This window comes from Beijerinckia sp. L45 (genome assembly GCF_009765775.1).
GTDB lineage: Bacteria > Pseudomonadota > Alphaproteobacteria > Rhizobiales > Beijerinckiaceae > RH-AL1.
The window spans coordinates 48,187-74,123 of sequence record NZ_LMUU01000057.1; the positions used below are offsets into that span (position 1 = coordinate 48,187).

Here is a 25,937-nt window from a genome sequence, read left to right on the forward strand (position 1 = left end):
CCGGAGCCCCCCACGTGTTCCGGGGGCAAGCAGGGACATTCCAATGCGTACGTTATTGGCAGCGATCCTCGTGAGTGCGTTCGTCGGCAACGCGGGCGCCCAGGAGGTGCCGGTTGGCACCCATGAGGCGACGGCATCCCACCGAAGCGCCGCGACCACGGTGCCGCCGGAGAAGAGGCTCTAGTTCGAGAAGGCCATCGACGATATCCTGTCAGGGCCGGGCGAGGTTCTCAAGCCTGCCGAGGCCCACCCCAACGCCGACCATAGATGAGGCTACGGGGCCGCCACCCCGGCGATCATACCTCTTGACCCCGAGCGCCGGACCTTCCGCGGTCGTCCCGGCGGATCCTATCGGCATCAACGAGCCGACGCGGAGGTCGTGGAGACGTGCGACCGGCCGCGCTAGAAAGCCAGATGACGTCATTCACCAGCTTATCCGACTTCATCGATCGGCATCGGCGCCTGTTCGTCCTGACCGGCGCCGGCTGCAGCACGGAATCTGGCATCCCCGACTACCGCGACGCCGAGGGCAACTGGAAACGCGCCCAGCCGATGACCTACCAGGCGTTCATGCGCAACCACGACGCGCGCCAGCGCTACTGGGCGCGCAGCGCGATCGGATGGCGTCACTTCAGCCATGTCCAACCGAACGACGCCCATCGCGCGCTCGCCCGTCTGGAGGCGGCGGGTAGGAGCGAGCTCGTGCTGACCCAGAACGTCGACCGGCTCCACCAGGCCGCAGGCAGCACCCAGGTTATCGATCTGCATGGCCGGCTCGACCAGGTCCGCTGCATGGGGTGTGATCGGTGCTCGCCACGCCGAGAATTCCAGGATGAGCTCGACCGGCTCAATCCGTCCTGGGTTGGCCTCGAGGCATCCGACGCGCCGGACGGCGACGCCGACCTGGAAGGTCCCGAAGTCCTGTCCTTCATCGTACCGGCCTGTCGCCATTGCGGCGGCGTGCTCAAGCCGGATGTCGTCTTCTTCGGCGAGAGCGTGCCGCGCGACCGGTTAGAGGCCGCGAAGGCGCACCTCGCCCAAGCGGACGCCATGCTGATCGTGGGATCATCGCTCATGGTCCATTCCGGCTACCGGTTCGCGCAGGCCGCCGCGAGCGCGGGCAAGCCCATCGCGGCGGTCAACCTCGGTCTCACCCGCGCCGACGCGTTCCTCTCCCTCAAGGTCGAGGAGCCCTGCGGTGTGGCGTTGGCCTTCCTTTCGGATTGATCTGGAAGAGGATGCCGCCCTGCTTTCAACTTTGAGCGGTGCCCAACATTAACGCGGAAACCAAATGGGCGAGGTCGTGAAGCCGATCCTTAATCCTTCTCGCCTGAGCGCATCTTCTCGCGGAGCTGCTTTCGCGCCTCCTCGCTCTTCTCCAGATCCAGGCCCATCGCGCGCAACACCTCGTCCCGCTTCGAGAACTGGACGTCGCGGTACGCGACGACCTCGATGTGGTTGCCCCAAGGATCGAGGAAGTTGAAGTCGCCGGCCGCGACCTTAGCGCCAGCCGCCTTAGCCAGATCCATCACCCGGCTGCGATCATCGACGACAAGGCCGAAGTGCCTACCGGTGTCCGGAGGCTGGGTACGGCCGCCGCTCAGCGCCAAGAACTGGTCGCCCATGTCGATGAACGCCATCGTCAGGCGCCCCTGATCGTCCTTCAGGCTTCCCCGCAACTCGAACTCGAAAACGCTTTCGTAGAAGCGAAGCGCCTCTTCGACGTCTTCGACTTCAAGAGCTATGTGGTTCAGGCCGACAAGGCTTGGCCTGGATACGCTCATGGCATCGTCTCCGTCATCGCTTCCGCATGGATCGACCGGGCGACCAACGCCTTCGAGGCGGTCATGAGCGCCGTCGCGTAGGCGGGATCGGTCGATCGGGCGCTCGGTAGGATGGCCTGCGCCCTGTTGCCGGCTCAATCGCCGATCAGATCTTTGATCCGACCGGCGAGCGCTTCCATTGCGAATGGCTTGGTCAGGACGTGCATGCCGGGATCGAGATGGCCGTGGCTGAGCACGGCGTTCTCGGCATAGCCGGTGATGAACAGCACTTTGAGATCGGGCCGCGACGCCCTCGCCGCGTCCGCTACCTGCCGACCGTTCAACCCTCCAGGCAACCCGACGTCGGTCACCAGCAGATCGATGCGCACATCCGAGTGCAGGACCTTGAGCCCCGAGGCGCCATCGTGCGCCTCGAGCGCGGTGTAACCCAGGTCCTCGAGGATCTCTGTCACCAATCCCCGGACCGTCGGCTCGTCGTCCACCACCAAGACCGTCTGACCGACCTCCGCGCGCGGTATCTCCACAACCTCGGAAGCCGACCCCTGGCCTTCCTCCACGCCAAGGTGGCGGGGAAGGTAGATACACACCATGGCGCCATGGCCGACCTCGGAGTAGATCCGCACCTGCCCGCCCGACTGCTGGGCGAACCCGTAGATCATCGACAGGCCGAGGCCGGTGCCCACGCCGATGGGCTTGGTGGTGAAGAACGGGTCGAACGCCTTGGCGATGGTCTCAGGCGCCATCCCGGTGCCCGTGTCCGACACGCAAAGCGACACGTACTGGCCTGGCGGCAGCGAGCGGTCGCGCGCGCCGCGGTCGTCGAGCCAGCGGTTGCCGGTCTCGATGGTGATCTTGCCGCCGTTCGGCATGGCGTCGCGGGCGTTGATGCAGAGGTTCAGAAGCGCGTTCTCGAGCTGGCCCGGGTCCGCGAACGTTGTCCACAGCCCGGCGGCCCCGACCATCGGCTCGACCGCGATCTCGGGCCCCACGGTCCGCCGGATCAGCTCCTCCATCCCCGCCACGAGCCGGTTGAGGTTGACCGGCTTGGGCTCAAGGGTCTGGCGCCGCGAGAACGCGAGGAGCCGGTGTGTCAGGGTGGCGGCCCGCTTCGCCGCCCCCTGGGCCGCGTCGACGTAGCGCCCGACGTCCTTGCTACGGCCCTGAGCGAGGCGCACCTGCAGCAGTTCCAGGTTGCCCATCATGCCGGTCAGAAGGTTGTTGAAGTCGTGGGCCAAACCGCCCGTGAGTTGGCCCACGGCCTCCATCTTCTGGCTCTGCCTTAGCATCTCCTCCCGCCGCAACTCCTCGGTGATGTCGCGGCCCACCGTGTAGAAGATGCCGCTCTCAGGGTCCGCGTCGGGGATGGCGGACCAGGCGAAGGAGACGGGCGTGCCGTCGGCCTTGAGAAGGCGAACCCGGAACTGGTGGACCGGCTCGCCCCTCAGGAGGACCGCGACGACGTCGCTGGTCTCGCCGAGGTCGTCGGGGTGGATGATCTCCGAGAACGGGCGTGCGATGAGGTCCGCATGGGGGCGCCCGAGCACGGACGACCAGGCGGGATTGATCGTCTTCAGGTAACCGTCGAAGGTCGCGACGCCGAAGAGGTCCCTCGTCATCTCGAAGAGGCGGTTACGGGCCGCCAACGACTGTCGGTCGGCCAGGACCCTGTCGGTGGTCTCCGTGCACGCGCAGAACAAGCCGGCGACCTGGCCGGCCTCGTCGCGGATCGGCGTATAGCTGAACGCGAAATGCGCCTCCCGCGCCCGGCCCGCGCGATCGAGCTCGAGCGATATGTCGGCCATGTGGATCGGCTCGCCCCCCGCGACCCTATCGAAGAGGGGCGTGAGCTCCGCTTCGACCTCGGGCCAGACCTCGAAGAACGGGCGGCCGAGGGCGCCCGGATGGCGATCCGCCAGCATCGGGGCGTAGCCGTCGTTGTAGAGGAGCACATGCTCCGCGCCCCAAGCGACGAACATCGGCTGGTCCGCCGCCAGCAAGATTCCGACGAGCGTCTTCAAGGGCTGCGGCCAGTTTTCCGGTCTGCCGAGGTAAGAGCTGTCCCAGTCGTGGTCGCGCATGGCCGTGCCCATACGCCCACCGCCCGCCAACACGTTCGAATCGATCGACTTGTCCGAACCGGGGATCCGATCCGACGGAGGCGCATAGTTCTTCACGACTCGACCAACTCTAGCTTCGCCATGGGCGAAAGCATCTTCGACCGAGAAGGTTCAGAAGGTCGCGTCTTGTACCGCGCCGAGGCAAGGATCCTGCGCGCCTGTCCCCCGCCCCGAAAGCGCGACCCGCCCAGAACGACATCGTATCTCGTCGGCTATGTCTTCCCACCGTACGGTCGGCTAGCAACATTGCCGAGCAATTCGGGATCCTTCTGGCCATGCAGTTGGAACAGCTCAAGGCCGCCTGAACGGTCGCCGAGCAGCCATGAAACATCGACATATCACCTGCGTAGTTCCGATCAAACGAGCGGACCGTTATGTGAGCGCTTGCAGCAGCTCCGGCACCGTCCAATCCTGACGTTGCGCCATGAAGCCGACAGCCTCGGCCATCTGCTGATCGCGGCCCCATCCAGCCAATGCCTTGACCGTGCCGCCCTCGACATAGAAGGCGAGGAATTCGGGCTTCTCCAGGTCCCCGTCGACGACGACATCATCCCATGTCGCGGCATGCCCGACGTAGTCGAGGCGTTTGAGGAAGCCGATGGTCCAGAACACCGGCACCGCGTCGTACGGCGTCGCCTGCCCGATCATGTTGAGGGCTGCGATCCGGCCGTGCTGCTCGGCGACGCGCCAGTGCTCGACCCGGGTTCGAGGTCCATCTCCGTAAAGCGGAAACGCCGCGATGTCGCCGGCCGCGTAGAGGCCGTCGACGACTTTGAGATGAGCATCGACGGCAAGTCCGCCGTCTTCCCGTCGAGCGCCGCGAAACAGATCGGTCGCAGGGGTGACGCCCAGCCCGGCAAGGACCAGATCGGCCTCCAGGACGGCGCCGCCCTTAAGCCGCACACGGCTCACCCGGCCGTCCTCGCCTTCCAACGCCTCGACCTGCTGGCCGAGCTGGAACACGATGCCTTCGCGCTCGTGCACACGACGGAAGACGTTGCCGATCTCGGTACCAAGCCGGTCTTCGAGAGGAGCGGTCTGGGGCGCGATGACGGTCACGTCCAGGCCGCGTTCCCGAAGGCTGGCTGCGGCCTCAAGTCCGATGAAGCCCGCGCCGACCACAACGGCGCGTCGCGCGCCTTCCGCCGTCTTGACGATGGCTTCCGCGTCCGCGGGCGTCCGGAGCAGGTGCACGCCGGACAGAGCGTGTCCCGGCACGTCGAAAGGTCGGGGCACCCCGCCGGTCGCAAGCAGGGCTGAATCGTAGCCAAGAGAGCGGCCGTCTTCGAACGTGATCGTCCGAGCCTCGGTATCGAGGGAAACCACCCTGCCCGTCCGGCGCTCGATGCGATGCCGAGCGTAGAACGCCTCGTCCTGCAAAGGTGTCTTCTCGCCGCCCTTGCGGCCGGACAGCGCGTACTTGCTGAGCACGGTTCGGTCATAGGGAAGCGCCTCTTCCAGGCCTACCATCACGACGCGCCCCGAAAAGCCGGCGCCGCGCAGGGTCTGGGCGGCGATCGCACCGGCTGCGCCGGCGCCGATGATCACCATGCAACGGGCGTCGGAGGGCCCATGCGCCATCGGCTCGAGACCCGACTGTTCGGGTACGGTGAGCATCACGCGGCCATCGACGACGCGGACCGCGAAGCGGGGCAGATCGTCGACTGCCGGGGGCTCGACGCACTTGCCCGTAGACAGGGAGAAGGCGGCCTTGTGCCACGGACACCTCACGACGCCGGCCTGCAGAACGCCATCGGCCAGAGGCGCGCCTGCATGCGGGCATGTGGCGCCCACCGCATGATAGCGTCCGCCATCGCGGACCAGGAGTATCTTGTGGCCGCCAACCTCGACGGTCCGCATCGCGCCGTCAGCCAGGTCGTGTGCTTCGCAAATCTCATAGTCCATCAGAGGATCCTACGATCGAGTTCCAGACGAGGTCGACGTCCGACCGCAGTCAACGGGCGGCGAGGCTCGTGGTTTGGATCGAGTCAGCGTTAATCGGTGCGGGGACTTCGAGAACGCATGCGAGTCGAAGTGCCCATTCGTCGAGCCTGACGGGCTCGGACTTAGATCCGAAGGCCCCGTCGCGACGAAGGATGGAGAAGTCGTATCGGTGGTGCGAGGCCGTGTCCTCTGCTTCGAAGCTCCTTGCCTTGCTGTTCATCGGCTTAAGGGCCGACTGACGTCCTTCGGTGTCCCGCCATGGAAGCGCAGAGCAGCACGGTGGTGATAATGAGGGGATTGTCCATCTGCTAGCCTCGACCGGCTGTAACGTTGGGGCAGGTATGCGTTCTGCAACCCTAGTTCGAAAGGTGCGTTCCCGACCCAAGGAGAACGTTTATGATAAAACGACTTTGTTCAGCTGTCGCGATCGTCCTCGTGACCGGGAGTGCAGCAATATCGCAGACTTCGCAGAGTGCCGCGCCCTCAACCGGCAACGCCGGACGGCGCACTGGCAACATAACGTCCACTGGTGAGACCGTGCCCAATCCAGGTGCGTCTCAAAGCGGGGGTACGACCGCAATGGATCGTGGCGTTCAAAAGCAGGACGACAAGATTCAAGGAAGCATCTGCAAGGGCTGCTGAACGGGCCCATGGTCCATTACGATGATTTCGATGGCCGTTGGCCGAATCCGACGTTGGCCGGAGATCTTATTCATGCAGGCGTTCCTTTCTCGGCGCGGGGCATTGCGTGGCCTTGTGGCTTCCGGTGCGTGTCTGTCGATTGGATCCGCGGGTGCCGGCCCCAAGCCTCGTGCCCTGTCCATCGCCGCGCGCTCGCCCTGGCTCTGCAATGGCGTAACCGTCACGCGGGGCGGCGGCATCTTCCTCGGCTTGCCGCGCTTCGCGGGACACGATGAGACGCCATCGCTGGCCAAGGTCGACACGAGCGGAACACCAAGACCCTTCCCAGGTGGCCCGTGGAACGAGTGGCGCCACGGCGAAACGGGCCAAGACGCTTTCGTGATGGTCAATTCCGTCCATGTCTTCGACGACGACACGCTGTGGGTTGTCGACCAGGGTGCGCCGCCCGGCAACACACCGGCGCCCGGCGCGCAGAAGCTAGTCCAAGTCGATGCAGTCACAGGAAGGTTGTTGTCCGTCTTACGGTTCGGCACGGACATCCTGCCGCCGGGAGCCCAGATGAACGATCTCCGTGTCCACGGAGAGGTGATCTATGTCACCGATTCCGGAGTGGGTGGCGTAATCGTTCATGACCTCGCAAATGGACGGACGATTAGGAGACTTTCCGGACACCCGTCGCTCCGGCAACAGAAGACGGCAGCGATGAAGGGCAAGGGCGGCAGGGTCCTTGCGGATGACCATGACGAGCGCCCGACTGTGCACAGCGACATGCTCGAAGTGACCGACGCCGGCGACTGGATCTATCTATCTGCGCCGACCGGGCCGCTGCTTCGACTGCCGACGGATCCTCTTCGGGATCGGAACGTCACCGACGAGCGACTTGCAGGGCTCATCGAGACCGTCGCCGAGATTCCCACGATCGGAGGCACCGGCATCGATACGTTGGGCAATCTTCTGCTCAGTGATGTCGAGAACCGTCAGATCCTGGTCTTGGCGCCTACGGGCGAGCGGGCGGTTCTCGTCACCGACGATAGGCTTGTCAGTCCGGACGCGCTCTTCATCGACCATAATCGACGGTTGTACATTCCAGCGCCGCAAATCGAATATCTCGCCCAGCATGACGGAGGTGAGGATCGAACGAACGCGCCATTTCTGGTCTTCGCCATGGACCTGCCGACAAGCCTCGACGGACATCCTCTCGGCGCTGCGGTCACAGGGCGTCCCGGCTAGCTGAAGCCAGGCATTCTCTTGAAGCACCGAAGATCAATCCGACCGAACGTCAACCCGAGAAGCGCCGTTAATTATTGAACCCGCCGGCACCGGAGCCTCGAGCGCCGGCGAACGCACCGCTACAAGTTTCGCAAGATCTCGCCGTCTTCATGCGTTGATCCTCTAGGCCGAGCGCAGCATGGTGGGCATGCAAACTCTTTTATGAGCACATAACAGAATCCCCCGGGATTTAACTATATTCGTAGCGCCAAAATTAGGTCTGCGCAGCCATCGTCCAGCAGAAGCGCGCCAAGGTCGGATGTAATGCGGAACGTGGGATCATTCGTGCGGCGACATAAATTCCGATTAATCGACTTCACGGCCGTCGCGACGGCTAGTCTCGCGGTCCTCTATTTCGCCCTCACTCGCAACATCTTTAGCGACGCGCCTGGAGAAACGCAGGCGCCGGAAGCCCTCGAATGGGACGAACTGCTCCTGGTGTGCGGCGTCTTGGCGGTCGGCCTCGCCTGGGCGATCCAGCGTCTGCTGAGCGAACGCCGCGAAAGCGTTCGGCGCATGGCTGCCGAGCGGGAAATCCGGGCCCTGGCCTTCCACGACACGCTGACCGGGCTGCCAAATCGCCGGCAGTTCGACGACGCGCTGAAGGCGGCGGCGGCCGCAATGCCTGGCGCCGACGCCTGCCACTGCATCATCATGCTGGACCTGAACGGCTTCAAGCGCGTCAACGACGTCTTCGGGCACGGGACCGGCGACGACGTGCTGATCCATGTCGCCGCGCGATTGACCCGGGCGGTACGGCAAGGGGACCTCGTCGCCCGCCTCGGTGGCGACGAGTTCGCGGTCGTCGCGACGCAGCTGACGGGCCCGAAGCGGCGACCGGCCTAGCACTACGGATCATCGAAGAGCTCGGCGCGCCGATCCAGGCCGGCGGCCGCCCGCATGTCGTGGGAGGAGCCCTTGGCATCGCACTGATGCCGCAGGACGGCGACGATGCGGCGGACCTGCTCCGCAAGGCCGATATCGCGCTGTATCGGGCCAAGGAGCAACGGCAATCGGCGATGCGCTTCTTCGAGCCCGAGATGGATCGTGGGGTGCGTGAGCGCGACCGTCTCGAACGCGACCTGCGGAGCGCCATCGAGGCCGGAGCGATCGTAGCGTCTTACCAGCCGGTCGCCGATCTAGAGACCGGAGCTGTCCGCACGTTCGAGGTGCTCGCCCGGTGGGAGCACCCCGAGCTCGAGACGATCGGTGCCGATCGTTTCATCCCCATCGCCGAGGACGCCGGCCTGATCGCAGCGCTGACGGACTCCTTGCTTGCCAGCGCTTGCGCCGAGGCAGCATCGTGGCCGAGCGACGTCGGGATCGTTTTCAAGGTCTCGCCGGTCCTGCTCGGCGACCCCGGCTTCGGCTTGCGCGTCCTTGGTCTGCTCGGTCGAGTCGGGCTTTCCCCGAACCGATTGGAACTCGAATTCACCGAGAGCGCCATCGTTCGGGATCTCCAGGGCGCCAAAAATCTATTCGATGGCTTGCGGCAGGCCGGCATCAGGATTGCGGTGAGCAACTTCGGCACCGGCTATTCCAGCCTCTACCATCTGCAGAACCTGAAGCTCGACACGATCAAGCTCGACCGCAGCTTCGTCGACGCGATGACGACCGACAGCGGCAGCGCCGCCGTCGTCCAGGCGCTCCTAGGCCTCGGTGCCGGCCTTGGACTGCACGTGGCCGCGGATGGCATCCAGACCGACGACCAGCGGCGCTTCCTCGTGCAGCGCGGCTGCACGCAAGGCCAGGGACGGCTTTATGGTGAAGCGCTTGCCGCTTCGGAAGCATTCGACTTGGTCCGTCGAGACAAGGCGATCTCCATGCATGGCCGAAGAGGACGCTGACAGACGTTCCTGTTGCTCGAAGGCGTCCACACCTCATTGCCATGAGAAGAGTCGGTGGCACGACTACTTCGAACACCGACGAGCCCTCCATCCGGTCGCATCCAGGCACCGTGACTTCACCCCGGAAGGCGTCGGATGCGCTCTGTGAATCCTGTGTTCTCCACATGAGACCGTATTCGCTATGGGAGGCATCACCGTTCCCGGATGCGGTGTACCCGTAACAATCGATGTCTTGCCGATCCGCGTACCCGAAGCAGGAGGCGTTTGCGCGTGGCGTCGCGATCGTTCAGCGCTGCGGCACCATGTTCATTGCCGGCGCCAGTCCGGGATTTATCGCTTCGGGCGAGAGCGGGTGCTCCGCGACGTCGATCGGCAGCTTCGTCGTCACGCCGAGGACGTCCTGCGCGGGCCCGCAGTCGCGGACGGGCCACGGGCGCAGGCGGAAGGATTGCAGGATCGCGTCCAAGGCACGCCCGGCGCGCGCGGCCAACGCACCATCGACATCCATCCCGTCGGCTATGCGCACCGTCGCCGTCATGCCGCTGACGAGAGGAACGCCTTTAGGGACGTCGACGATGCGGACCCTAACCGGTACGCGCTGGGCCAATCGCACCCAGGTGTAGATCGGATCGACGTTGGGAAGGCCTTGCGTGCTGGATGTCGCGTCGGCCACGCTGATGCCGCGGGTCACGCTCTCCACGCGCCCGCCGATCGGCTGCGGGTATCCCATCAGTTCGGCGTTCGCCGCGTCGCCCACGCAGATGCGCCCCATCTTAGTCTCCTCGAAATAGCCGTCGATCCAGAACGAACTGCTGTCGATGACAGCGACGTTCGGAGTGCCCGAACTCGCGTAATCGCCCACTCGGAGGAGGAGGTTGGTGACGTAGCCCTCGACGGGGCTGCGGACCTTGGTCCGCTTCATGTTGACCTCCGCCTGCGCGAGCTGCACCTGGGCGTTCGCGAACTGCGCTTCCGCCTGTGTCGCGGTCCCGAGGAACTGCTGCTTCTCCTCGACCGACGTGGAAAGGCTCGAAAGGCTCTGGCGGCGCTCGGCCTGGATACGCTTCACCTGCAGATCGGCCGCGCGCATCTTGACCTGCGTCTTCGCCGCATCGAGCGCAACCTGGTAATCGAAGGTGTCGATCACGTAGAGCACGTCGCCCTTGTGGACGATCTGGTTGTCCGAGACGTCGAGCTCGACGATCTGGCCCGAGACCTGCGGCGCCACGTTGGCGACGAGCACCCGCACGCGCCCGTCGCGCGTCCATGGTGAGGTAACGTAATACTGCCAGATCAGCGCCACCCCCGCGGCCGCGACCACGAGAAGGGCCGTCGTGGCGGTCAAGCGACCCAGCCGGACGAGCGAGTATCTGCGTTGGGCAGCCATCGGGGACTCCTCAGAAGATCAGGAAGAGAATCGCGAGGATCGCGATGTATAGGCAGACTTCGACCAGGGGCGGATTCGCGAAGATCTTCTCGAGCGACGCCATCCGGAGCGCGGGACGCGCCAGGAGAAAGATGACGGCCGCGCCGATCGCATAGGTGACGAACGGCGCGAAGAGGACGCCGCCGACGACCAGCTCGTGGAAGCCGTGCGTCATGCCGGGACCCCGCTGCGCGTGTGCCGCAGTTGCGAGGCTTGCGCCTTGGCCGTCACGGAAAGGAAGAAGAGGTCGGCCACCGCACGGGCGGCGCGGCTTCGGGTGACGCAGGGCTCCAGCGGCGCCGACCCCAGAACCGCGGCGGCGGCATCGTGCAGGGCGGCGGCGTCGAGGCGTGCTAGTGCCGTTCTCGCCGCCGCGATCGGTGCGGACGGGAATCCAGCCATACCTAGGTCGTTGAGTGCGTCGCCGGCACGCGTGGCAACGATCGTCAGAGTGGATAGGAGCAGCATGTGGCGTAGCCTCCAGCGCTTCGCCGAGGCGAAGCCGACGCGCAGTCGGCTCAGCTGCACGATCCGGTCGGCGGTCAGGTAGGCCGCCTGGGTCGGGGTCAGCCGTGCGGTGCCGTCGAGGGCCGCGCGGAGATCGCCCCGCGCCTCGTCGATCATCCACCGCCTCCTGTCCCTGTCGGTCGTCGGCAGGATCGTGTAGAGCGCGACAAAGAGCGCGCAGACGGCGAGCAACGCGAGCAGCCCGGTCAAGACGTAGGTCTGCGGGTTGTAGCTCTGGGGGTTGGCCGGCGACAGGATGAACGGGAAGAAGACGAGCAGAAGCGAGCCCAGGCCGGCGACGGGAGCTTTTGGACTGAGGCTCAGGAAGCATGCGGCGAAGATCGTCGGCACCATCGCCAGTCCCAGCAGCGGGAACGAGTCGACGCCGTCGAGGATCAGGAATTCCGTAATGCCTCCGGCCGCGACGGAGACCGGCATCGCGATGAGGGCGCCCTTGGCGAAGGCGCCGGGATTCGGCGTCGTGGCGCTGAGCGCCGCCACGACGCCGACGAGCGATAGAGTAAGAGAGGTCGTCGGCCAGCTCGACAGAATGAGAACCGTCGAGGACGCCAGGACCGTGATGAAGACGCGGAGCGCGGTACGCCACGCCGTCTGCCTGTCCCGATGGATCGGCAGGCGGACGTCGCGCTCTGGCGCGAGCCCCTCCTCCATGTTCGCAAGTTCCCTCGATGCCAGACGCCGAAGGTCCGCCAGGTCGAGCGCGAAGCGCCTGATCGCGATGCCTTCGGGAGCGCGGTCCGGGCGCGCGAGTTCGGCGTCGAGACCGGCTTCGAGATCAACGACGGCGTCATTCCAGACGAGCGCGCGCAGCGGATCGACGTTCTCGCTCACGAGCCTGGAAAGGTCGGAGAAGGAACGCGCGATCGCGACGCGGCCGACCATCGCGACCGCCGAGCTCCTGGCGGCCGCAGCCTGTCCTCCGCCGCCCGCCCGTTCGCTCGGCAGCGTCTGGATGTCGAGGCGCGCGCCGGTGATCGTTCCCAGAAGATCTGCCGCGCGATCCGGACCCGGCTCGTCGCCGCGCAGCAACGCATCGACCATCTCATTCACGCGTCCATGCGCCACGGCGAGCCTCACGCGCAGTCCGGAGAACACGTCGGGTGCCGCGAAGACGTCGTTGACGAGCGCGATCGCGGCGATGCCAACGGTGACGGCAGCGCCGCGGCTAAGCCCGGCGATGAAGACGTTCTGTGGCGCATCGATCTGGATCACCGCCACCAGCGAGACGGTGTAGCCCGATAGGACCGCTCCATAGGCGCGGTTCCCGTCGTAATAGCTCGCCACGTAGACGCAGAGCGCAAGCCAAGCGGCCGTGGCGAGGAGGAAGAGGTCCCGCGTCTGCGAGAAGAGGGCGGTTATGACGATGGATGCCACCACGCCCACGATCGTTGCAAGCACCCGGTAGCCGGCTTTCTGAAACGCCTGGCCGCGGCGCGGCTGAGCCAGGATGGCCACGGTTATCGCCGCCGACGAAGGGCTGTCGAGTTGGAGCCAGAAGGCGGCGCCCAGTGCGATCACCATCGCGAACCAGATGCGAAAGGCGTAGCTCCAGGAAGTCAGAGGAAGACCCGCAAGCGTGAACAGACCGCCGCTGGCCGCGCCCGCATCCTGAACGCTGCTCATGAGAGGCACCCCATTGCCTTCACCAGGGTCATTGCGTCGTCCCCAGCTCCAGGCGGACACCAAGTTCGTAGGGCCCATCGGAACGACGTTCCCGCCGCAGCCGACGTCTCCTCCGCATTAGCCTCCTGACCCGCCCGTCAGCCCAGGGGCGCTTCGCGCCGAAGGGAAAGCCGCGGCGGCTGGTCTCGGCCGCTCCGGCCGCCTCAGCGTCGGGACATGTTGAGCGTGACGCCGGTGACGTCGGTACCGGTAGGTCGTATGTCTATCGACTGAGTTCTCCTGTCGGCAACGATGACCATCGTCGCCGTGAAACCAAGACCGTCGACGCTGGCGTCGATGCGCCGGGACCCCGTACGGCCGGCGACATGTCCGCTGACGCCTCGGGTCCGCTCCGACCAGGTCCCACCCAGAACCCCGCCGGTCGATGTCACGTCGCTCGAGATCTCGAACTTGTAGCTGTCGCTGGCGCAGACGAGATCCTGCCTCATCTGCGCGCCGTCGCCCGAGACCCGGTAGGCGGCGCGGCAGCGTAAGCGCTCGGACGCCCCGTCCGCAGTCCTCACGGCCCCCGATCCGGACCAAGAACCTTCGAAGGAACTGAAGGGCTTGTCCGACGCCAACGCCGGCGCCAACCCGACGAGGACAACGATGCAGGCGCAGGCGGTGGCTCGAAACGATCCGATCATTCGCGTGGTCCCATCTTGAGGTTCGCGTGGTGCGGTCGTCGCGCAAGCTACGCTTCGTGGGCGCACACGGCTTTTACGTTTCGACCGCCATCGGTCGATTCCTGCCGGAACCGTCCTGCCGCGGCCCGAGCTTCCGATCACCCTCGAGCAAAGCCGCGCGACTGCAGCTCAAAAGGGCGCCGATGCCGTTGCGCGTTGGGGTTCCGCCCGATCCGCTCAGGCGGTCGCGGGGCCATCTCCACCAATCGGCGCTGCGGCGGGGCACTATCGGGATGCGTGACGTCGGTCCACGCATCGTGGCTCCGGGACGTCCAGGACGGATCGTAGGCGAGCCCTTCCGCGGATGCCGGTCCCTGTTCAAGCCTTTGACGATCACTCTGCAAGCCTCGGTGCCGAGCTTCGCCGCGCTATTCCGTGAGCCTTCGTCGGATGGCGATGCAAGCGATCGCGATACGTCGCCGGTGCTTGCGATCGCTAGGACGAACCAATGGCAGCGTCCTCCGGAGCGGCGGGATCATCCGTCGCGTTAGGATGCGACGACGCTTCGAAAGGCAGTCCGAATTCCTGAACGCGGACGTTGGGCCGCCTGTTGATGAGCAATCGCGTCACGTCGGCTCGAGCATAGTGGCCAGCCGGATCGGCGGCCGCCTTCGCCAGCGAGATCTTCGCGAGGTCGATCTCCTGGCAGATCACGCCTTCCCACGTCTCGGGCTTGCGTTCGACAAGTGGCGACCCGTCGGGCCCGTAGATCATCGAAAAACCGCCGCCGACCTCGAGCAGGCGACGCTTCTCGTCGGTGTCGCACATCAGATCCACCATGGCCTGCGAGGTCACGGCCGAAGGCGCGAGCACGAAGCAGCCGCCCTCCAGCGCGTAGGTCTGCGTGGCCGCCAGACTGACCTCCGCGCCGAGCGAGTAGGCAACGCCCTTGTAAAGCGAGAAACCCGGCCACGCGGCGATGTGGACCTGTTCGTTCTGAGCGTACATCGCGTACTTGGTCAGCGGCTGCAGATGCTCCCAGCAGGCCAGGACGCCGATCCGCCCGAGAGGGGTATCGCGCACCACGAGATCGCTCCCATCGCCTTCGCCGAAGACCGTCCGCTCCATGTGGGTCGGCTTGAGCTTGCGCCGCCGCACCAGGGTGCGGCCCTCCGCATCGATGATCCAATTGCCGATGTAGAGGCTACCGCCGGATCGCTCGGCGATTCCCAGGGACACGCAGATCCTGCCGTCTCGCGCGGCCGCGGCGATCTTCGCCGCGTTGGCGTCGTCGTAGGAAAGTGCATTGTCGAAGTAACGGCCGACGAACCCGCGCTGGAAGTTGGCAGCGGGCGTGTCCAACCATACATGCCAGGGGTATCCCGGGATCCAGTCCTCTGGAAAGGCGACGATGCTCGCGCCCTGCCTCGCCGCCTCCTCGATGAGCGCGATCGTCTTTTCGACGGTCGCGTCGACGTCGAGGAATTCGGGTGCCGCCTGCACGACGGCCGCGACATACTTCGGGTGTTTCAAAGCCATTGGACGGTTCCTTTTCCAGGCGTCGACGGTCGCTCAGGGTAGCGCAGACGGCAGCGCATTCCGAGCCGAGAGCCGACCGGCTGAGTCGGCACGACTACCGAACCAACTCGGTGCGATCTCCGGCACGTACCGGCGTCCGGATCACGACGGCGAACGACATTTTGAAAAAATCATCGATCGCGGAGCGGTCCCTTGTTACGCGGCCGCGTGATACGCATCCTCCCCACGCGTCCAGCAGGAAGCGGGCAAGCAGCTCGACGTCCTCGTCCGCCCGCAGATCACCGGCGGCGCGCGCCTCGCGCAGCGCCTCGGAGACCGCGTCAGTCCAGGCATGCAGCGTGAGGGAAAGCTTCGCGCGGATTGCGGGGTTGGTGTTGGCAAGCTCGGCGCCGAAGTCGCCGAGCAGGCAGCCCCGGGAAAACCCGCTGGCGAAGAACCGCCCCGCCATAAGTTCGAAATGGCGACGGACGCGAATCAGAGGCGGCGTCCCCTCCTCGCGCAGGACTTCCAGATCGTCTTCGTCCCAATCGCGGGTGATAGCCTCCAGCCCGAGCGCCTCCTTGCTGGCGAAGTGGTTGTAGAAGGATCCCTTCGGGACACCGGCGCGCGAGACGATGTCCTGGATGCCCGATGCGTTGTAGCCGCGCTCGTGGAACAGCCGCAACGCCGCCTCGACGATCTTCTCCCGGACATTGGCCCTCGGCATGGACGGAAACCTCGATGGATCGCCTGACGCTCGATCGTTGAAGCGCCCGGCGGTTATGGTTCGGTCTTCAGGCCGATGTCGCTTCCGGCGTCACGTCGTGCTTGGGACGAAAGCGCAGCTGGACCTTACGGATGACGACGTAGAAGACCGGCGTCAGGAAGAGCCCGAAGGCCGTCGCGCCGATCATTCCGAAGAGCACGGCCGTGCCAAGCGCCTGCCGGAGTTCCGCCCCCGGCCCGGTCGCGATCGCGAGCGGGACCACCCCGAGGATGAAGGCGAACGCCGTCATGAGGATCGGACGCAGGCGAAGCCGGCAGGCCTCGACGGCCGCGGCGACCGGTCCTTCGTCCTTCTCGCCCTCGATCTGGTGCGCGAACTCCACGATGAGGATCGCGTTCTTCGCGGCTAGCCCGATCAGGACGATCAGCCCGATCTGCGTCAGGATGTTGCTGTCCTGTCCACGCCACTGCACGCCCGCGAGGGCGGCGAGCACCCCGGTCGGCACGACGAGCAGGATGGCGAGCGGCAGCGACCAGGACTCGTATTGCGCAGCCAACACGAGGAAGACCAGGATCAGGCCGAGCGCGAAGACGTAGATGGCGGTGTTTCCCGCCGCGCGCTCCTGGAAGGCGATCTCGGTCCAGGCGTAGGTCATGCCGTGCGGCAGGACCTTAGTGGCGAGGCGCTCCATCGCATCAAGGGCCTGTCCCGTCGAGAAGCCCGGTTTCGTGTCGCCCTGCACCGGAACGGAATAGTACAGGTTGTAACGCTGGACGATCTGCGGGCCGGTCATGTCGCGGACTTCCGCTAGGGATCCCAGTGGAACCAGGGCACCCGTCGAGGAACGTACCTTGAGCCGGCGTATGTCCTGCTTCTCGAGTCGGAACGGCGCGTCCGACTGCGCACGCAACTGATAGATGCGCCCGAGCAGGTTGAAGTCGTTGATGTAGGCGCCGCCGAGATTGACCTGAAGGGTGTTGAAGAGGTCCACCAGGGGAACGTTCAGCATTCGCGCCTTGGTCCGGTCGACATCGAGGAAGACCTGAGGCGTGTCGTTGCCGAACGTCGTGAAGACGCGGGCGAGCGCGCTGTCCTTGTTGGCGTCCCCGATGAGGTTGCCGGAGGCTTCGAGAAGCGGTCCCATGTCGGAGCTCTGCAGGCTCTGGACCTGCATCTTGTAGCCGCCACCGTTGCCGAGACCCTGGACGGGCGGCGGCGGCAGCAGGAGGATCGTCGCCTCCTCGATGGGTCGCGTCACCTTCATCACGTCGGCGAGAATGACGGCGCCGGTGCGTCCGGTCTTAACGCGCTCCTCGAAGGGTTTCAGACCGAGGAACATCACCGCGCTGTTGGTAGCGTTGGTGAAGGTGGCCGCGTCGAAGCCCGATATGATGACGGCGTTGCGCACGCCCTCGACCTGCTCGGCCCGCCGCTGGGCCTCGTGGACGACGGCCGTCGTGCGTTGTAGCGAGGATCCCGGCGGAAGCTGGATCACGGTGATCAGGTAGCCCTGGTCCTGGAGCGGTATGAAGCCGGTGGGGGTGGTGTTCACCAGATGCACCACGCCGGCGATGATGGCGACGTAGAACAATAGCATCGCGCCAAGTCCGACCATGCCGCCGGTCAGCACACCGATGGCGCGCGCATAACCATTCGACATCGCGTCGAAGCCGCGGTTGAACGTGTTCGCGGCCCATTCGAAACCGCGCGCGAGGAAGAAGCGCTTGCCGTGATGCTCCGCGTGCGGCTTGAGCAGCAGCTTGCAGAGCGCTGGCGATAGCGTCAACGAATTGAAGAGCGAGATCACCGTCGAGGCGGCGATCGTCAATGCGAACTGCCGGTAGAACTGTCCCGAGATGCCCGGGATGAAGGCCGTCGGGATGAACACCGCCGACAGGACGAGCGCGATCGCCACAAGCGCGCCCCCGACCTCGTCCATCGTCGTGTGGGCCGCCTCGGCAGGCGTCATGCCGTTGGCGATGTTGCGCTCGACGTTCTCGACCACGACGATGGCGTCGTCGACGACGATGCCGATGGCGAGCACCAGTCCAAACAGCGTGAGGTTGTTCAGGGAGAAGCCAAGAAGCTTCAGCACCGCGAGCGTCCCGATCAACGAGACCGGGATCGCTATCACGGGGATGATCGCCGTACGGAGGCTCTGCAGGAACACGATCACGACGATGACGACGATCACAAGCGCCTCGAATAGCGTCTTGTAGACCTCGCTGACCGACTCGGCGACGAACTCCGTCGGGTTGTAGGCGACGTCGTATTCGACGTCGGCGGGGAAGTCGGCCTTCAACTTCTCCATCAGCGCGTGGACGTCGTCGTTCGTCTTGAGGGAGTTCGTGCCGGGCCGCTGGTAGATGCCGATGCCGATCGCCGACTTGTCGTTGAGGAAGGACTCGGTGACGTAGTCCTTCTGGCCGAGCTCGACCCGGGCGATGTTGTCGATGCGTACGAGCCGGCCGTCCGAGGCCTTGACGATGACGTTCCTGAACTCCTTGACATCCTTCAGTCGACCCTGGGTCTGCACGGCGATCTGGAACTCCGTCCCCGGCGGGACGGGGTCCGACCCCAAGGACCCGGAGGCGACCTGGACGTTCTGCTCCTGGAGCGAGGCGAGCACGTCGCTCGTCGTAAGGCCGTAGGCCGCCATCTTGTTGGGATCGACCCAGACGCGCAAGGCGTACTCGTTGCCGCCGAAGATCGTGATGTCGCCGACGCCCTCGAGCCGAAGCAGCTGGTCGCGGATGTTGAGGTAGATGTAGTTCGAGATGTAGTTCTGGTCGTAGGTGCCCTTGGGCGACAGCAGGTGCACCACCATCATCAGGTTCGGCGACGCCTTCCGCACGGTGACGCCGAGATTGCGGACGTCGGGCGGCAGGCGCGGCTCGGCGACCGACAGGCGATTCTGGACGAGAACGTTGGCGATGTCGAGGTTCGTTCCAAGCTTGAACGTGACCGTCAGCTGCATGTTGCCGTCGTTGGTCGACAGCGACGACATGTAGAGCATGTCGTCGACGCCGTTGATCTCCTGCTCGATGGGAGTCGCGACCGTGGCTGCGACCGTCGCCGCATTGGCGCCCGGATAGGAGGCCTTCACCACAACGGTCGGCGGTACGATGTCGGGATACTGCGAAACCGGCAGCGAGAGGTACGACACGTAGCCGACGATCAGCAGGATGATCGACGTCACCGAGGCGAAGATCGGCCTGTCGACGAAGAAGTGGGCGAAACGCATCGATGGTCTCCGATGCCGGCGGGACGCGGGCGTGGATGGGTTCGGTTCTTGACCGGCACGGACAACAGGCGAAACGCCCCTTCGCGATGGGCGGCTTCCCGCTCCGCCGCTCGACGCGCGGGCGCGGTCAGGATCGTGCGGCGGGAAGGTCCTTCTTCTGCGGTGTGACCTTCGCCCCGGGCCTGACCCTGGTCAGACCGTTGATGACGATGGTCTCGTCGCCCTTCAGGCCGCTGCTGACGACCCGGTAGCCGTCGATCTTGCTGCCGACGACGATCTCGCGGGCGCTCGCCGTGCCGTCATCCGAGACGACGTAGACGAGACGCTTGTCCTGGTTGGTCGCTATCGCCTCGTCGGGAATGAGGATGCCACGATACGGCTCGGAAGCCGGCATGCTTACGATGCCGAACAGGCCGGGCTTGATCTGGCTGTCCTCGTTGCGAACCGTCGCACGCAGAAGGATCGATCCGGTCGCGCTGTCGACGTTGTTGTCGACAAAGTCGAGCGTCCCCGGGTGGCTCGGCTTGTTCTCTCCCGTAAGCGCGATCATCACAGAGGGATCTTTATGCTCACCCTTGCTGGCCATGCCGATGTCGAGGACCTTCTGGTAGTTCAGGAAGGAGTGCTCGTCGACGGTGAAAGAGAAGTAGATCGGATCCAGCGAAACGATGGTGGTCAGCCGGGTCTGGTCGGCGACGACGATGTTCCCCTCGGTCACGAGGCGCTGGCTGATCTTCCCCGACACCTGCGCACGGACTTCGGTGAACTCCAGGTTCAGCGCCGCCTGCTTCAGGGCGGCCGTAGTATTGTCCAGATCCGCCTGGGCTGTCTGAGCGGTCTGGCGGCGCTGGTCGGTCGTCTGCTCAGTTATGTTCCCGGTCCGCGTCAGGGACTGGGCGCGTTCAAGGTCGGATTGGGAGAAGGCCACTCGGGCCTGCGCGGAGGCCTGCGCCGCCTTCGCCTGATCGAAGAGGGCCTGGTAGGGCCGCTGGTCGATGACGAACAGCAGATCCCCCTTCTTGACGAACGCGCCGTCGCGGAAGTTGATCTTGTCGAGGTAGCCCGTCACGCGAGCACGGACCTCCACGAAATCGATGGCGTTGAAGCGGCCAGTGTAATCGTCGTGCTCGATGACGTTCTTCACGACGGGCTTCGCCACGCTCACCGTCGGCGGAGCGTCCGGTGCCTGCGCCAACGATATCGCGACCGACAGATTCGCGAACAGGAGGCATACGAGGCCTATCGACAACCGCCCGGCGATCGACCGTCCGCGGACAACCGCTCCCCTTCGACGTGGCCTTACCATAGATGCGCGTCCCTTTTGTCGTTCGGCGCAACGGCGGCGCTCGACCTCCTCCCGTTCATGGACGAAGCCACGGCGTTCGGTTCGTGGACAAACCTAATGAGCGAGGCCCCGGTCGTATCGCGCGTTCCTGCGCCAGTTCGCACGATCGTGCTCAAAAGCGTTTCCAGGGTTGCTCCTGTCGGCTTTCGGCAAGGCCACGCCCCCGTGGAAGCAACGGCACAGGGCGCTTCCATTATCGGCCAGCATCGTATGCGCGATCGAAGTAGTGTCGCGCGCGAGCCCTACAGGCTCGCAAGCACCGAGAAGGCATTGCGACCACCTGTTTCGCCATCCGCAGAGGGCGCGCGGAAGAGCGCGGCGAAGCCCTTCACCAAGGCGTCCAGTGCCCTCGGGGTATCAGCCGGCGAACCAGGGCCGCCCGACAGACCCAGAAACCGACCGGAGTCCGAAGTCGCCTGGATCATCGCTCCAACGAGAAAATGGAAGCGCCAGCGGAGGTCCTCGAGCGGCAGGTCCGGCAGAAGCTGGGCCAGGGCCTTCAGAAACAACTCGTCGTTCGCGCCGAAGCAAACGCCGAGGAGTTGGCGCGTGACCTGGCCCCGCTCGACGGCAAGGCGAGCGTGCAACCGATTGAAGGCCTCGCCGCTTTCGCTGCGCGTCGCGTCGAGTGCCGGACGCAGGAACGCTTCGATGACGGCCTCCAGAGACGGCACGTGCTGGGCGAGCGCCATCTTGAGAGAAGCCGCGCGTGCCTCGGTCACGGCATGGGATCCGCGGGTTAGGATCTCATCGAGCAAGGCGTGCTTCGAACCGAAATGATAGTGGGTGGCGGATAGGCTGACGCCGGCACAGCCGGCAAGATCGCGAAAGCTCACTCCGTCCAAGCCAGCCTCGGCGAACAGGCCTTCGGCCGCTGCGAGGATGCGTTCCCTTGTGGAGCCGCGCGGGAAGCGCTTCGTCCTTGCCTTCGGCATCGAGTCCGTCTCCCTCCCGCTTAAGGTCGACCGCGCCTCATCAAGGCCATCGAGACCGAGCTTGTCCAACAAGGCCGACAAGAGCGGAGCGTCTGGAGCGACGTCCTCCAGGACGGTCGATCTGCCGACGCATTTCGTTCCGCTCCCTTCGCGCGGTCCCTAGAACCATGCGTGGCCCCCGTTCCGTCTCGTCGCAATCGAAAGCTGATTGTAACGGCTCATTGGGCGGCACGCTTGGACGATCGTGCTGCCCGCGACGGGCGAGCATGCACATCCCGCCGGAAAAAGAGCAGACCTGCCCGCCGGGCATCAGGGGTTCTGGCGCGCCATGCAGACGAGGGTTGCGTCGCGGGGGAATTGGATCGGATCGTCCCAATGCCGACCGTTTACGCCATGCACCCACATCCGATCCCGTTATCCTCTACGTCCAATCCAGAAAGGCCGCTCGTCTTGTTCGATATCGAAAGGCGGTTCCCCGTCGGCGTCAATGACCACGCGGAGCCTCCCATCGTCGCGCGTAGATGTTTGGGCGGAGAGGATCCGAGACCATGAAGCAGTTCGAACAAAGTCCCCATTTCGTGGTGAAGCGCGGACGGCTCGGACGGTATCCCTTCTCGCTGTCGTTCAATGGTGGAAGTCTCAGGGGCCATGTCCAGATCAACGCGGCCCAAGGGGAGCGCGCGGATCAGGATGCGGCGGCGCTTGAACAGGTCGCGGGCTTGGCCGAAGCGTTGTTCTCCTCGGCCAGGACGCCCCGCACCGAGCGCCGGCCGTCACCGACGGCGGATCCGGCTTCGGCGTCGAACCGGTCAGGTTCGGGCGGCAGCCGCCGACCTTCCGTTGACACCGTATCGATCCGCGTCTCGGATCGGATCTGACGGTGGCATACGATCTAGTCGTCATAGGAACAGGATCCGGCGGATCGGTCTGCGCGCTCCGGGCGGCACAGCTCGGACTGAGTGTCGCGGTCGTCGAGAAGCACCCGACAGGTGCGGGCACCCGCCCGAACGACGGTTGCATCGCCTCCAAAGCGTTGCTTCATGCGTCGGAACGCTTCGACGAGGCCAGGCATGGTTTCGACGCGCTTGGCATTGGGATCGGCGCTCCCGAACTCGACCTCGGCGCGATGATGAAGCATCAGTCGGACGCCGCGTCTTCCTACCACGTTGGCGTCCGGTCCCTACTTGAGAGGAACAAGGTCGTAGTCTTCATAGGACTCGGCTCCGTTCCGAACGCCGGGAAGGTCGATATCGTCGCGAGCGACGGTTCGCGGCAAACGTTGGACGCCAAAGCGATCTGCATCGCGACGGGCTCGATCGCCGCCGCGATGCATGGCGTAAATGTGGATGGGCGCGTCATCGTCACTTCCCAGGGCGCGCTCAACTTCCTGCAAGTGCCGGAACGGCTCGTCGTCGTCGGCGCGGGCGCGATAGGGGTCGAGCTCGGATCGATATGGAACCGGCTCGGCGCGAAGGTCGAGATCGTGGAATCCCTGGACCGCATCCTGCCAGGAATGGACGGCGAAACGGCTAGGCAACTCCAACGGCTATTGGAAAAGCAGGGAATCACGTTCCGCCTTGGGACGACTGCCGTCGGTATCGTCGCCACGGGTGCCGGTGCGGCGATCAGCGTCCAGCCGGCGGACGGCGGCGATGCAAGGGAGCTGGCGGCGGACGTCGCGCTTGTCGCGATCGGACGGCGGCCCAACAGCGAGGGACTGGGGCTCGAGGATCTGGGTGTCTCGATGAGCGCGGGAGGCATCGCGGTCGACGCTCGCTTCCGGACGAGCGTGCCGGGAATTTACGCCATCGGAGACGTCGTCGGCGAGCCGATGCTCGCCCACAAGGCCGAGGAAAACGGTGTCGCCCTGGCTGAAATCATCGCCGGCCAGCCCGGAGGCGTGAACCGCGGCTTCCTGCCGAGGATCATCTACACCATGCCGGAAGCGGCTGCCGTGGGACGATCCGAGGAAGATCTGAAGGCGGCGGGCATCGCGTACACGGTCGGCAGATTCCCGTTCACGGCCAACAGCCGCGCAAGGGCGATGCGCCACACCGCGGGCTTCGCGAAGGTGCTCGCGGAAGCGACCACGGACAAGGTGCTCGGCGTCCACATCGTCGGTGTCAACGCGGGCGATCTCATTGCGGAGGCGACGCTACTGATGGAGTTCGGCGGATCCTCCGAGGACATGGCACGCACCTGCCACGCCCATCCGACCACCGCGGAAGGGCTCATGGAAGCCGCGATGGCGGTCGAGGGAAGGGCGATCCACATCTAGGTAAGCGCCACATCAAGCCTGATACGACCGCCACCTGCGCGCCGGCGCACCGCTTCGGTCCAGTTCGAGGTCCAACGTGTATGCCGCGCTAATGAGCGCCAGATGGGTCAGCGCCTGCGGCGTATTGCCCAGCTGGGCGCCACCTACGCTGATCTCCTCCGAGAAGAGGCCGACGCCGTTCGCGTAACCGACGAGCTTCTCGAAATGCAGCCTGGCGCGATGGACGTCGCCGGACCGGGCAAGGCATTCCACGAACCAGAAGCAGCAGGGCGTGAAGGCTCCCTCCGCGCCGGCAAGCCCGTCTACGCTCCCGTCATCGTCGGTCTCGTATCGCCGGACGAGGACATCCGACACCAACTCGCGCTCCACCGCCGCGAGCGTCGAAAGCCATCGCGGATCGCCCGGCGCTATGAACTTCATGAGCGGCATCAGGAGGACGGATGCGTCGAGCGCCGATCCGCCCTTATACTGGACGAAGGCGTTGCGCTCGTCGTTCCAGAAGCTCCGTTGGATATCGCGATGGATGAGATCGCGGTTGCGTTCCCACTCGGCCGCGTTCTCCGCCGGCAGTGAACGCTTGCGCGCGAGCCGCAGCCCGCGGTCGAGCGCGACCCAACACATAAGGCGCGACGACAGGAAATGTCGGCGCTCGCCGCGGATCTCCCAGATGCCCTCGTCGGGCCGGTCCCAATTGGTACAGAGCCAATCGAGGGCGCGAGAAAGGTGTTCCCATCCTTCGTAGGTCACCGGCAGGCCGTGCCGGTCGGCGATGTAGACGCTGTCGAAGAGGGCTCCGTAGATGTCGAGCTGGAGCTGGCCCGCGGCCGCGTTGCCTATCCGGACGGGACGAGCACCGCCATAGCCCGGCATGTGCAAGAGCTCCGTCTCGTCGGCCCCTTCGCCTCCGTCGAGCCTGTAGAGGATCTGCAGGTCGCCGGCCTCGCTACGCTCGGCACGTCCGGAAACCCACGCGTTGAAGCGACGAGCCTCGTCGACGTAGCCCAGGCGCATGAGCGCGAACGTGGTGAAGGCGGCGTCCCGGATCCAGCAGAAACGGTAATCCCAGTTGCGGGCGCCAGCGGGCTGTTCCGGCAATCCGAACGTCGCGGCGGCCGCGATCGATCCGTGGTCCGCGGAGGTGAGAAGCTTGAGCACCAGCGCGGATCTGGAGACGTGTTCCCGCCAGCGACCCCGGTAGGACGAACGCGCCGACCATTCCTGCCAGAACGCGATCGTCTCTTTGAACGAGGCCTCGATGAACGCCTCGACGGCTCGCTCGCCGCTCGGCATCTCGATGCCGCACTCCAGGATGAAGCAGGCGGATTGCCCTTCCTCGAGCCGGAACGTCGCCGTCGCGCCACCCTGTCCGTCCTTCGTCATCGGCATGTCGCTGCGTAGGCGCAGGGGACCGGAGGCGGTCGGCGTCCCGGGTCTGAAGAGGGCCGCGTCCCCGTCGAGCGACACCTTCGGCACGCCGTCGCGACCGTAGTCGAACCGTGGAGAGCAACGCGCCGCCATGGCGGCGGAGCCCCGGACGCAGGTGACACGTCTCAAGACGGCGCTGCGTGGTCCCTCCTCGGTGATCGGCATATAGTCGGTCACCTCCACCACGGCCGAGCCGTCCATGAACCGTGTGACGAGGACGTTGGTGTCGGGAATGTATATCTGCCGCGAGGTCCATCGCTTACGTTCCGAAGGCGCCAGCGCGAAGGAACCACCCGCTTCGGGATCGAGGATCGAACAGAACACGCTCGGCGAGTCGAGCCTAGGGTGGCAGAGGAAATCGATGGTTCCAGTATCGGAGACCAGAGCGACCGACCGCATGTTGCCGATCGCACCATGCGCGCCGATGTCGGCGGAGTCGGCGTTCCTCCTCCTAAGACCTCCGGTCACGACGGGTTCGGCCGCATCGGACGGCGCCTTAGAGGAGCGTACCGTGAACGGGGCCGGCCGGGAGCAATCAAAAGCCCGCGCGGGGTCACGGCGTGCGATCACGCATGTCGAGCAGCACCTTGCCGCCGCGCATCGCGTGGGCGAGCGCCTCG

At 65.4% G+C, this 25,937-nt stretch carries 21 protein-coding genes; 8 read left to right on the top strand and 13 right to left on the bottom strand.

The annotated features are described in order from the left end of the window. The first annotated feature begins 43 nt into the window (after positions 1–43). Positions 44–184 (top strand): hypothetical protein, encoded by a 141-nt coding sequence (locus tag GSQ79_RS06020; RefSeq protein ID WP_158807824.1) that lies wholly within the window; start codon positions 44–46, stop codon positions 182–184. A 230-nt stretch (positions 185–414) separates the two neighbouring features. Then, entirely contained in the window at positions 415–1,227 is an 813-nt protein-coding gene (locus GSQ79_RS06025) for an NAD-dependent protein deacetylase (RefSeq protein ID WP_158807825.1), read from the top strand. 89 nt (positions 1,228–1,316) lie between these two features. On the opposite strand, the gene GSQ79_RS06030 is transcribed toward GSQ79_RS06025, so the two are convergent. The 3 genes from GSQ79_RS06030 to GSQ79_RS06040 form a co-directional block, all read right to left on the bottom strand. Then, entirely contained in the window at positions 1,317–1,784 is a 468-nt protein-coding gene (locus tag GSQ79_RS06030) for a VOC family protein (RefSeq protein WP_158807826.1), read from the bottom strand. Between the two features lie 134 nt (positions 1,785–1,918). After that, complete coding sequence (locus GSQ79_RS06035; protein ID WP_158807880.1) at positions 1,919–3,874, bottom strand: PAS domain-containing sensor histidine kinase; 1,956 nt, start codon at positions 3,872–3,874, stop codon at positions 1,919–1,921. 399 nt (positions 3,875–4,273) lie between these two features. After that, positions 4,274–5,806 (bottom strand): FAD-dependent oxidoreductase, encoded by a 1,533-nt coding sequence (locus GSQ79_RS06040; RefSeq protein WP_158807827.1) that lies wholly within the window; start codon positions 5,804–5,806, stop codon positions 4,274–4,276. Between the two features lie 1,062 nt (positions 5,807–6,868). On the opposite strand from GSQ79_RS06040, the gene GSQ79_RS06045 reads away from it, so the two are divergent. The 3 genes from GSQ79_RS06045 (at position 6,869) to GSQ79_RS06055 (ending at position 9,603) form a co-directional block, all read left to right on the top strand. Beyond that, complete coding sequence (locus GSQ79_RS06045) at positions 6,869–7,717, top strand: major royal jelly family protein (protein WP_246725131.1); 849 nt, start codon at positions 6,869–6,871, stop codon at positions 7,715–7,717. A 324-nt stretch (positions 7,718–8,041) separates the two neighbouring features. Continuing rightward, on the top strand, positions 8,042–8,602 hold the full coding sequence (locus GSQ79_RS30035) for a GGDEF domain-containing protein (RefSeq protein ID WP_158807829.1): 561 nt from the start codon (positions 8,042–8,044) through the stop codon (positions 8,600–8,602). A gap of 32 nt (positions 8,603–8,634) precedes the next feature. Beyond that, positions 8,635–9,603 carry a bifunctional diguanylate cyclase/phosphodiesterase gene (locus GSQ79_RS06055; protein ID WP_256378989.1) on the top strand — a complete coding sequence of 323 codons (969 nt, stop codon included), beginning with the start codon at positions 8,635–8,637 and terminating at the stop codon, positions 9,601–9,603. A gap of 286 nt (positions 9,604–9,889) precedes the next feature. Here the strand turns inward: GSQ79_RS06055 and GSQ79_RS06060 are convergent, their stop codons facing one another. The 9 genes from GSQ79_RS06060 to GSQ79_RS06100 form a co-directional block, all read right to left on the bottom strand. Further along, positions 9,890–10,990: an HlyD family secretion protein gene (locus GSQ79_RS06060; protein ID WP_158807831.1), complete on the bottom strand. Its 1,101-nt coding sequence runs from the start codon at positions 10,988–10,990 to the stop codon at positions 9,890–9,892. Between the two features lie 10 nt (positions 10,991–11,000). After that, a complete protein-coding gene (locus tag GSQ79_RS06065; protein ID WP_158807832.1) occupies positions 11,001–11,204 on the bottom strand; it encodes a DUF1656 domain-containing protein in 204 nt (67 codons plus the stop codon). Then, positions 11,201–13,180 (bottom strand): FUSC family protein, encoded by a 1,980-nt coding sequence (locus GSQ79_RS06070; protein ID WP_158807833.1) that lies wholly within the window; start codon positions 13,178–13,180, stop codon positions 11,201–11,203. Before GSQ79_RS06070 ends, GSQ79_RS06065 begins: the two co-directional genes overlap by 4 nt. Before the next feature lie 203 nt (positions 13,181–13,383). Continuing rightward, the gene (locus GSQ79_RS06075; RefSeq protein ID WP_158807834.1) at positions 13,384–13,866 is read right to left on the bottom strand and encodes a hypothetical protein; all 483 of its coding nucleotides are present in this window, start codon (positions 13,864–13,866) and stop codon (positions 13,384–13,386) included. A 474-nt stretch (positions 13,867–14,340) separates the two neighbouring features. Further along, the gene (locus tag GSQ79_RS06080; RefSeq protein ID WP_158807835.1) at positions 14,341–15,384 is read right to left on the bottom strand and encodes a carbon-nitrogen hydrolase family protein; all 1,044 of its coding nucleotides are present in this window, start codon (positions 15,382–15,384) and stop codon (positions 14,341–14,343) included. A 94-nt stretch (positions 15,385–15,478) separates the two neighbouring features. Then, positions 15,479–16,090, bottom strand: coding sequence for a TetR/AcrR family transcriptional regulator (locus tag GSQ79_RS06085; protein ID WP_256378988.1), 612 nt, complete (start codon positions 16,088–16,090; stop codon positions 15,479–15,481). A 67-nt stretch (positions 16,091–16,157) separates the two neighbouring features. Further along, positions 16,158–19,334 (bottom strand): efflux RND transporter permease subunit, encoded by a 3,177-nt coding sequence (locus GSQ79_RS06090; protein ID WP_158807837.1) that lies wholly within the window; start codon positions 19,332–19,334, stop codon positions 16,158–16,160. Between the two features lie 127 nt (positions 19,335–19,461). Further along, complete coding sequence (locus tag GSQ79_RS06095; protein ID WP_246725128.1) at positions 19,462–20,583, bottom strand: efflux RND transporter periplasmic adaptor subunit; 1,122 nt, start codon at positions 20,581–20,583, stop codon at positions 19,462–19,464. Between the two features lie 338 nt (positions 20,584–20,921). After that, positions 20,922–21,614: a TetR/AcrR family transcriptional regulator gene (locus tag GSQ79_RS06100; protein WP_158807839.1), complete on the bottom strand. Its 693-nt coding sequence runs from the start codon at positions 21,612–21,614 to the stop codon at positions 20,922–20,924. Positions 21,615–22,162: 548 nt separating this feature from the next. Here GSQ79_RS06100 and GSQ79_RS06105 point away from each other — a divergent pair. Together GSQ79_RS06105 and lpdA are read left to right on the top strand one after the other, a co-directional pair. After that, positions 22,163–22,492: a hypothetical protein gene (locus GSQ79_RS06105; protein ID WP_158807840.1), complete on the top strand. Its 330-nt coding sequence runs from the start codon at positions 22,163–22,165 to the stop codon at positions 22,490–22,492. Between the two features lie 2 nt (positions 22,493–22,494). Then, complete coding sequence (gene lpdA / locus GSQ79_RS06110; RefSeq protein ID WP_158807841.1) at positions 22,495–23,892, top strand: dihydrolipoyl dehydrogenase; 1,398 nt, start codon at positions 22,495–22,497, stop codon at positions 23,890–23,892. A 12-nt stretch (positions 23,893–23,904) separates the two neighbouring features. On the opposite strand, the gene GSQ79_RS06115 is transcribed toward lpdA, so the two are convergent. Further along, complete coding sequence (locus GSQ79_RS06115) at positions 23,905–25,716, bottom strand: glycoside hydrolase family 15 protein (RefSeq protein ID WP_158807881.1); 1,812 nt, start codon at positions 25,714–25,716, stop codon at positions 23,905–23,907. On the opposite strand from GSQ79_RS06115, the gene GSQ79_RS28910 reads away from it, so the two are divergent. Beyond that, positions 25,715–25,937: hypothetical protein (locus GSQ79_RS28910; RefSeq protein WP_210253014.1), on the top strand; the 223-nt coding region annotated here is incomplete at its 3' end. The two genes, GSQ79_RS06115 and GSQ79_RS28910, sit on opposite strands and share 2 nt — an antisense overlap.

Coding starts and splice junctions, on each gene's coding strand:
- GSQ79_RS06070 (WP_158807833.1), bottom strand. CDS start 13,180: ATGAGCAGCGTTCAGGATGCGGGCGCGGCCAGCGGCGGTCTGTTCACG.
- GSQ79_RS06035 (WP_158807880.1), bottom strand. CDS start 3,874: ATGGGCACGGCCATGCGCGACCACGACTGGGACAGCTCTTACCTCGGC.
- GSQ79_RS06020 (WP_158807824.1), top strand. CDS start 44: ATGCGTACGTTATTGGCAGCGATCCTCGTGAGTGCGTTCGTCGGCAAC.
- GSQ79_RS06025 (WP_158807825.1), top strand. CDS start 415: ATGACGTCATTCACCAGCTTATCCGACTTCATCGATCGGCATCGGCGC.
- GSQ79_RS06060 (WP_158807831.1), bottom strand. CDS start 10,990: ATGGCTGCCCAACGCAGATACTCGCTCGTCCGGCTGGGTCGCTTGACC.
- GSQ79_RS06030 (WP_158807826.1), bottom strand. CDS start 1,784: ATGAGCGTATCCAGGCCAAGCCTTGTCGGCCTGAACCACATAGCTCTT.
- GSQ79_RS06085 (WP_256378988.1), bottom strand. CDS start 16,090: ATGCCGAGGGCCAATGTCCGGGAGAAGATCGTCGAGGCGGCGTTGCGG.
- GSQ79_RS06115 (WP_158807881.1), bottom strand. CDS start 25,716: ATGCGGTCGGTCGCTCTGGTCTCCGATACTGGAACCATCGATTTCCTC.
- GSQ79_RS06090 (WP_158807837.1), bottom strand. CDS start 19,334: ATGCGTTTCGCCCACTTCTTCGTCGACAGGCCGATCTTCGCCTCGGTG.
- GSQ79_RS06100 (WP_158807839.1), bottom strand. CDS start 21,614: ATGCCGAAGGCAAGGACGAAGCGCTTCCCGCGCGGCTCCACAAGGGAA.
- GSQ79_RS06045 (WP_246725131.1), top strand. CDS start 6,869: ATGGTCAATTCCGTCCATGTCTTCGACGACGACACGCTGTGGGTTGTC.
- GSQ79_RS06080 (WP_158807835.1), bottom strand. CDS start 15,384: ATGGCTTTGAAACACCCGAAGTATGTCGCGGCCGTCGTGCAGGCGGCA.
- GSQ79_RS06075 (WP_158807834.1), bottom strand. CDS start 13,866: ATGATCGGATCGTTTCGAGCCACCGCCTGCGCCTGCATCGTTGTCCTC.
- GSQ79_RS06065 (WP_158807832.1), bottom strand. CDS start 11,204: ATGACGCACGGCTTCCACGAGCTGGTCGTCGGCGGCGTCCTCTTCGCG.
- GSQ79_RS06105 (WP_158807840.1), top strand. CDS start 22,163: ATGAAGCAGTTCGAACAAAGTCCCCATTTCGTGGTGAAGCGCGGACGG.
- GSQ79_RS06040 (WP_158807827.1), bottom strand. CDS start 5,806: ATGGACTATGAGATTTGCGAAGCACACGACCTGGCTGACGGCGCGATG.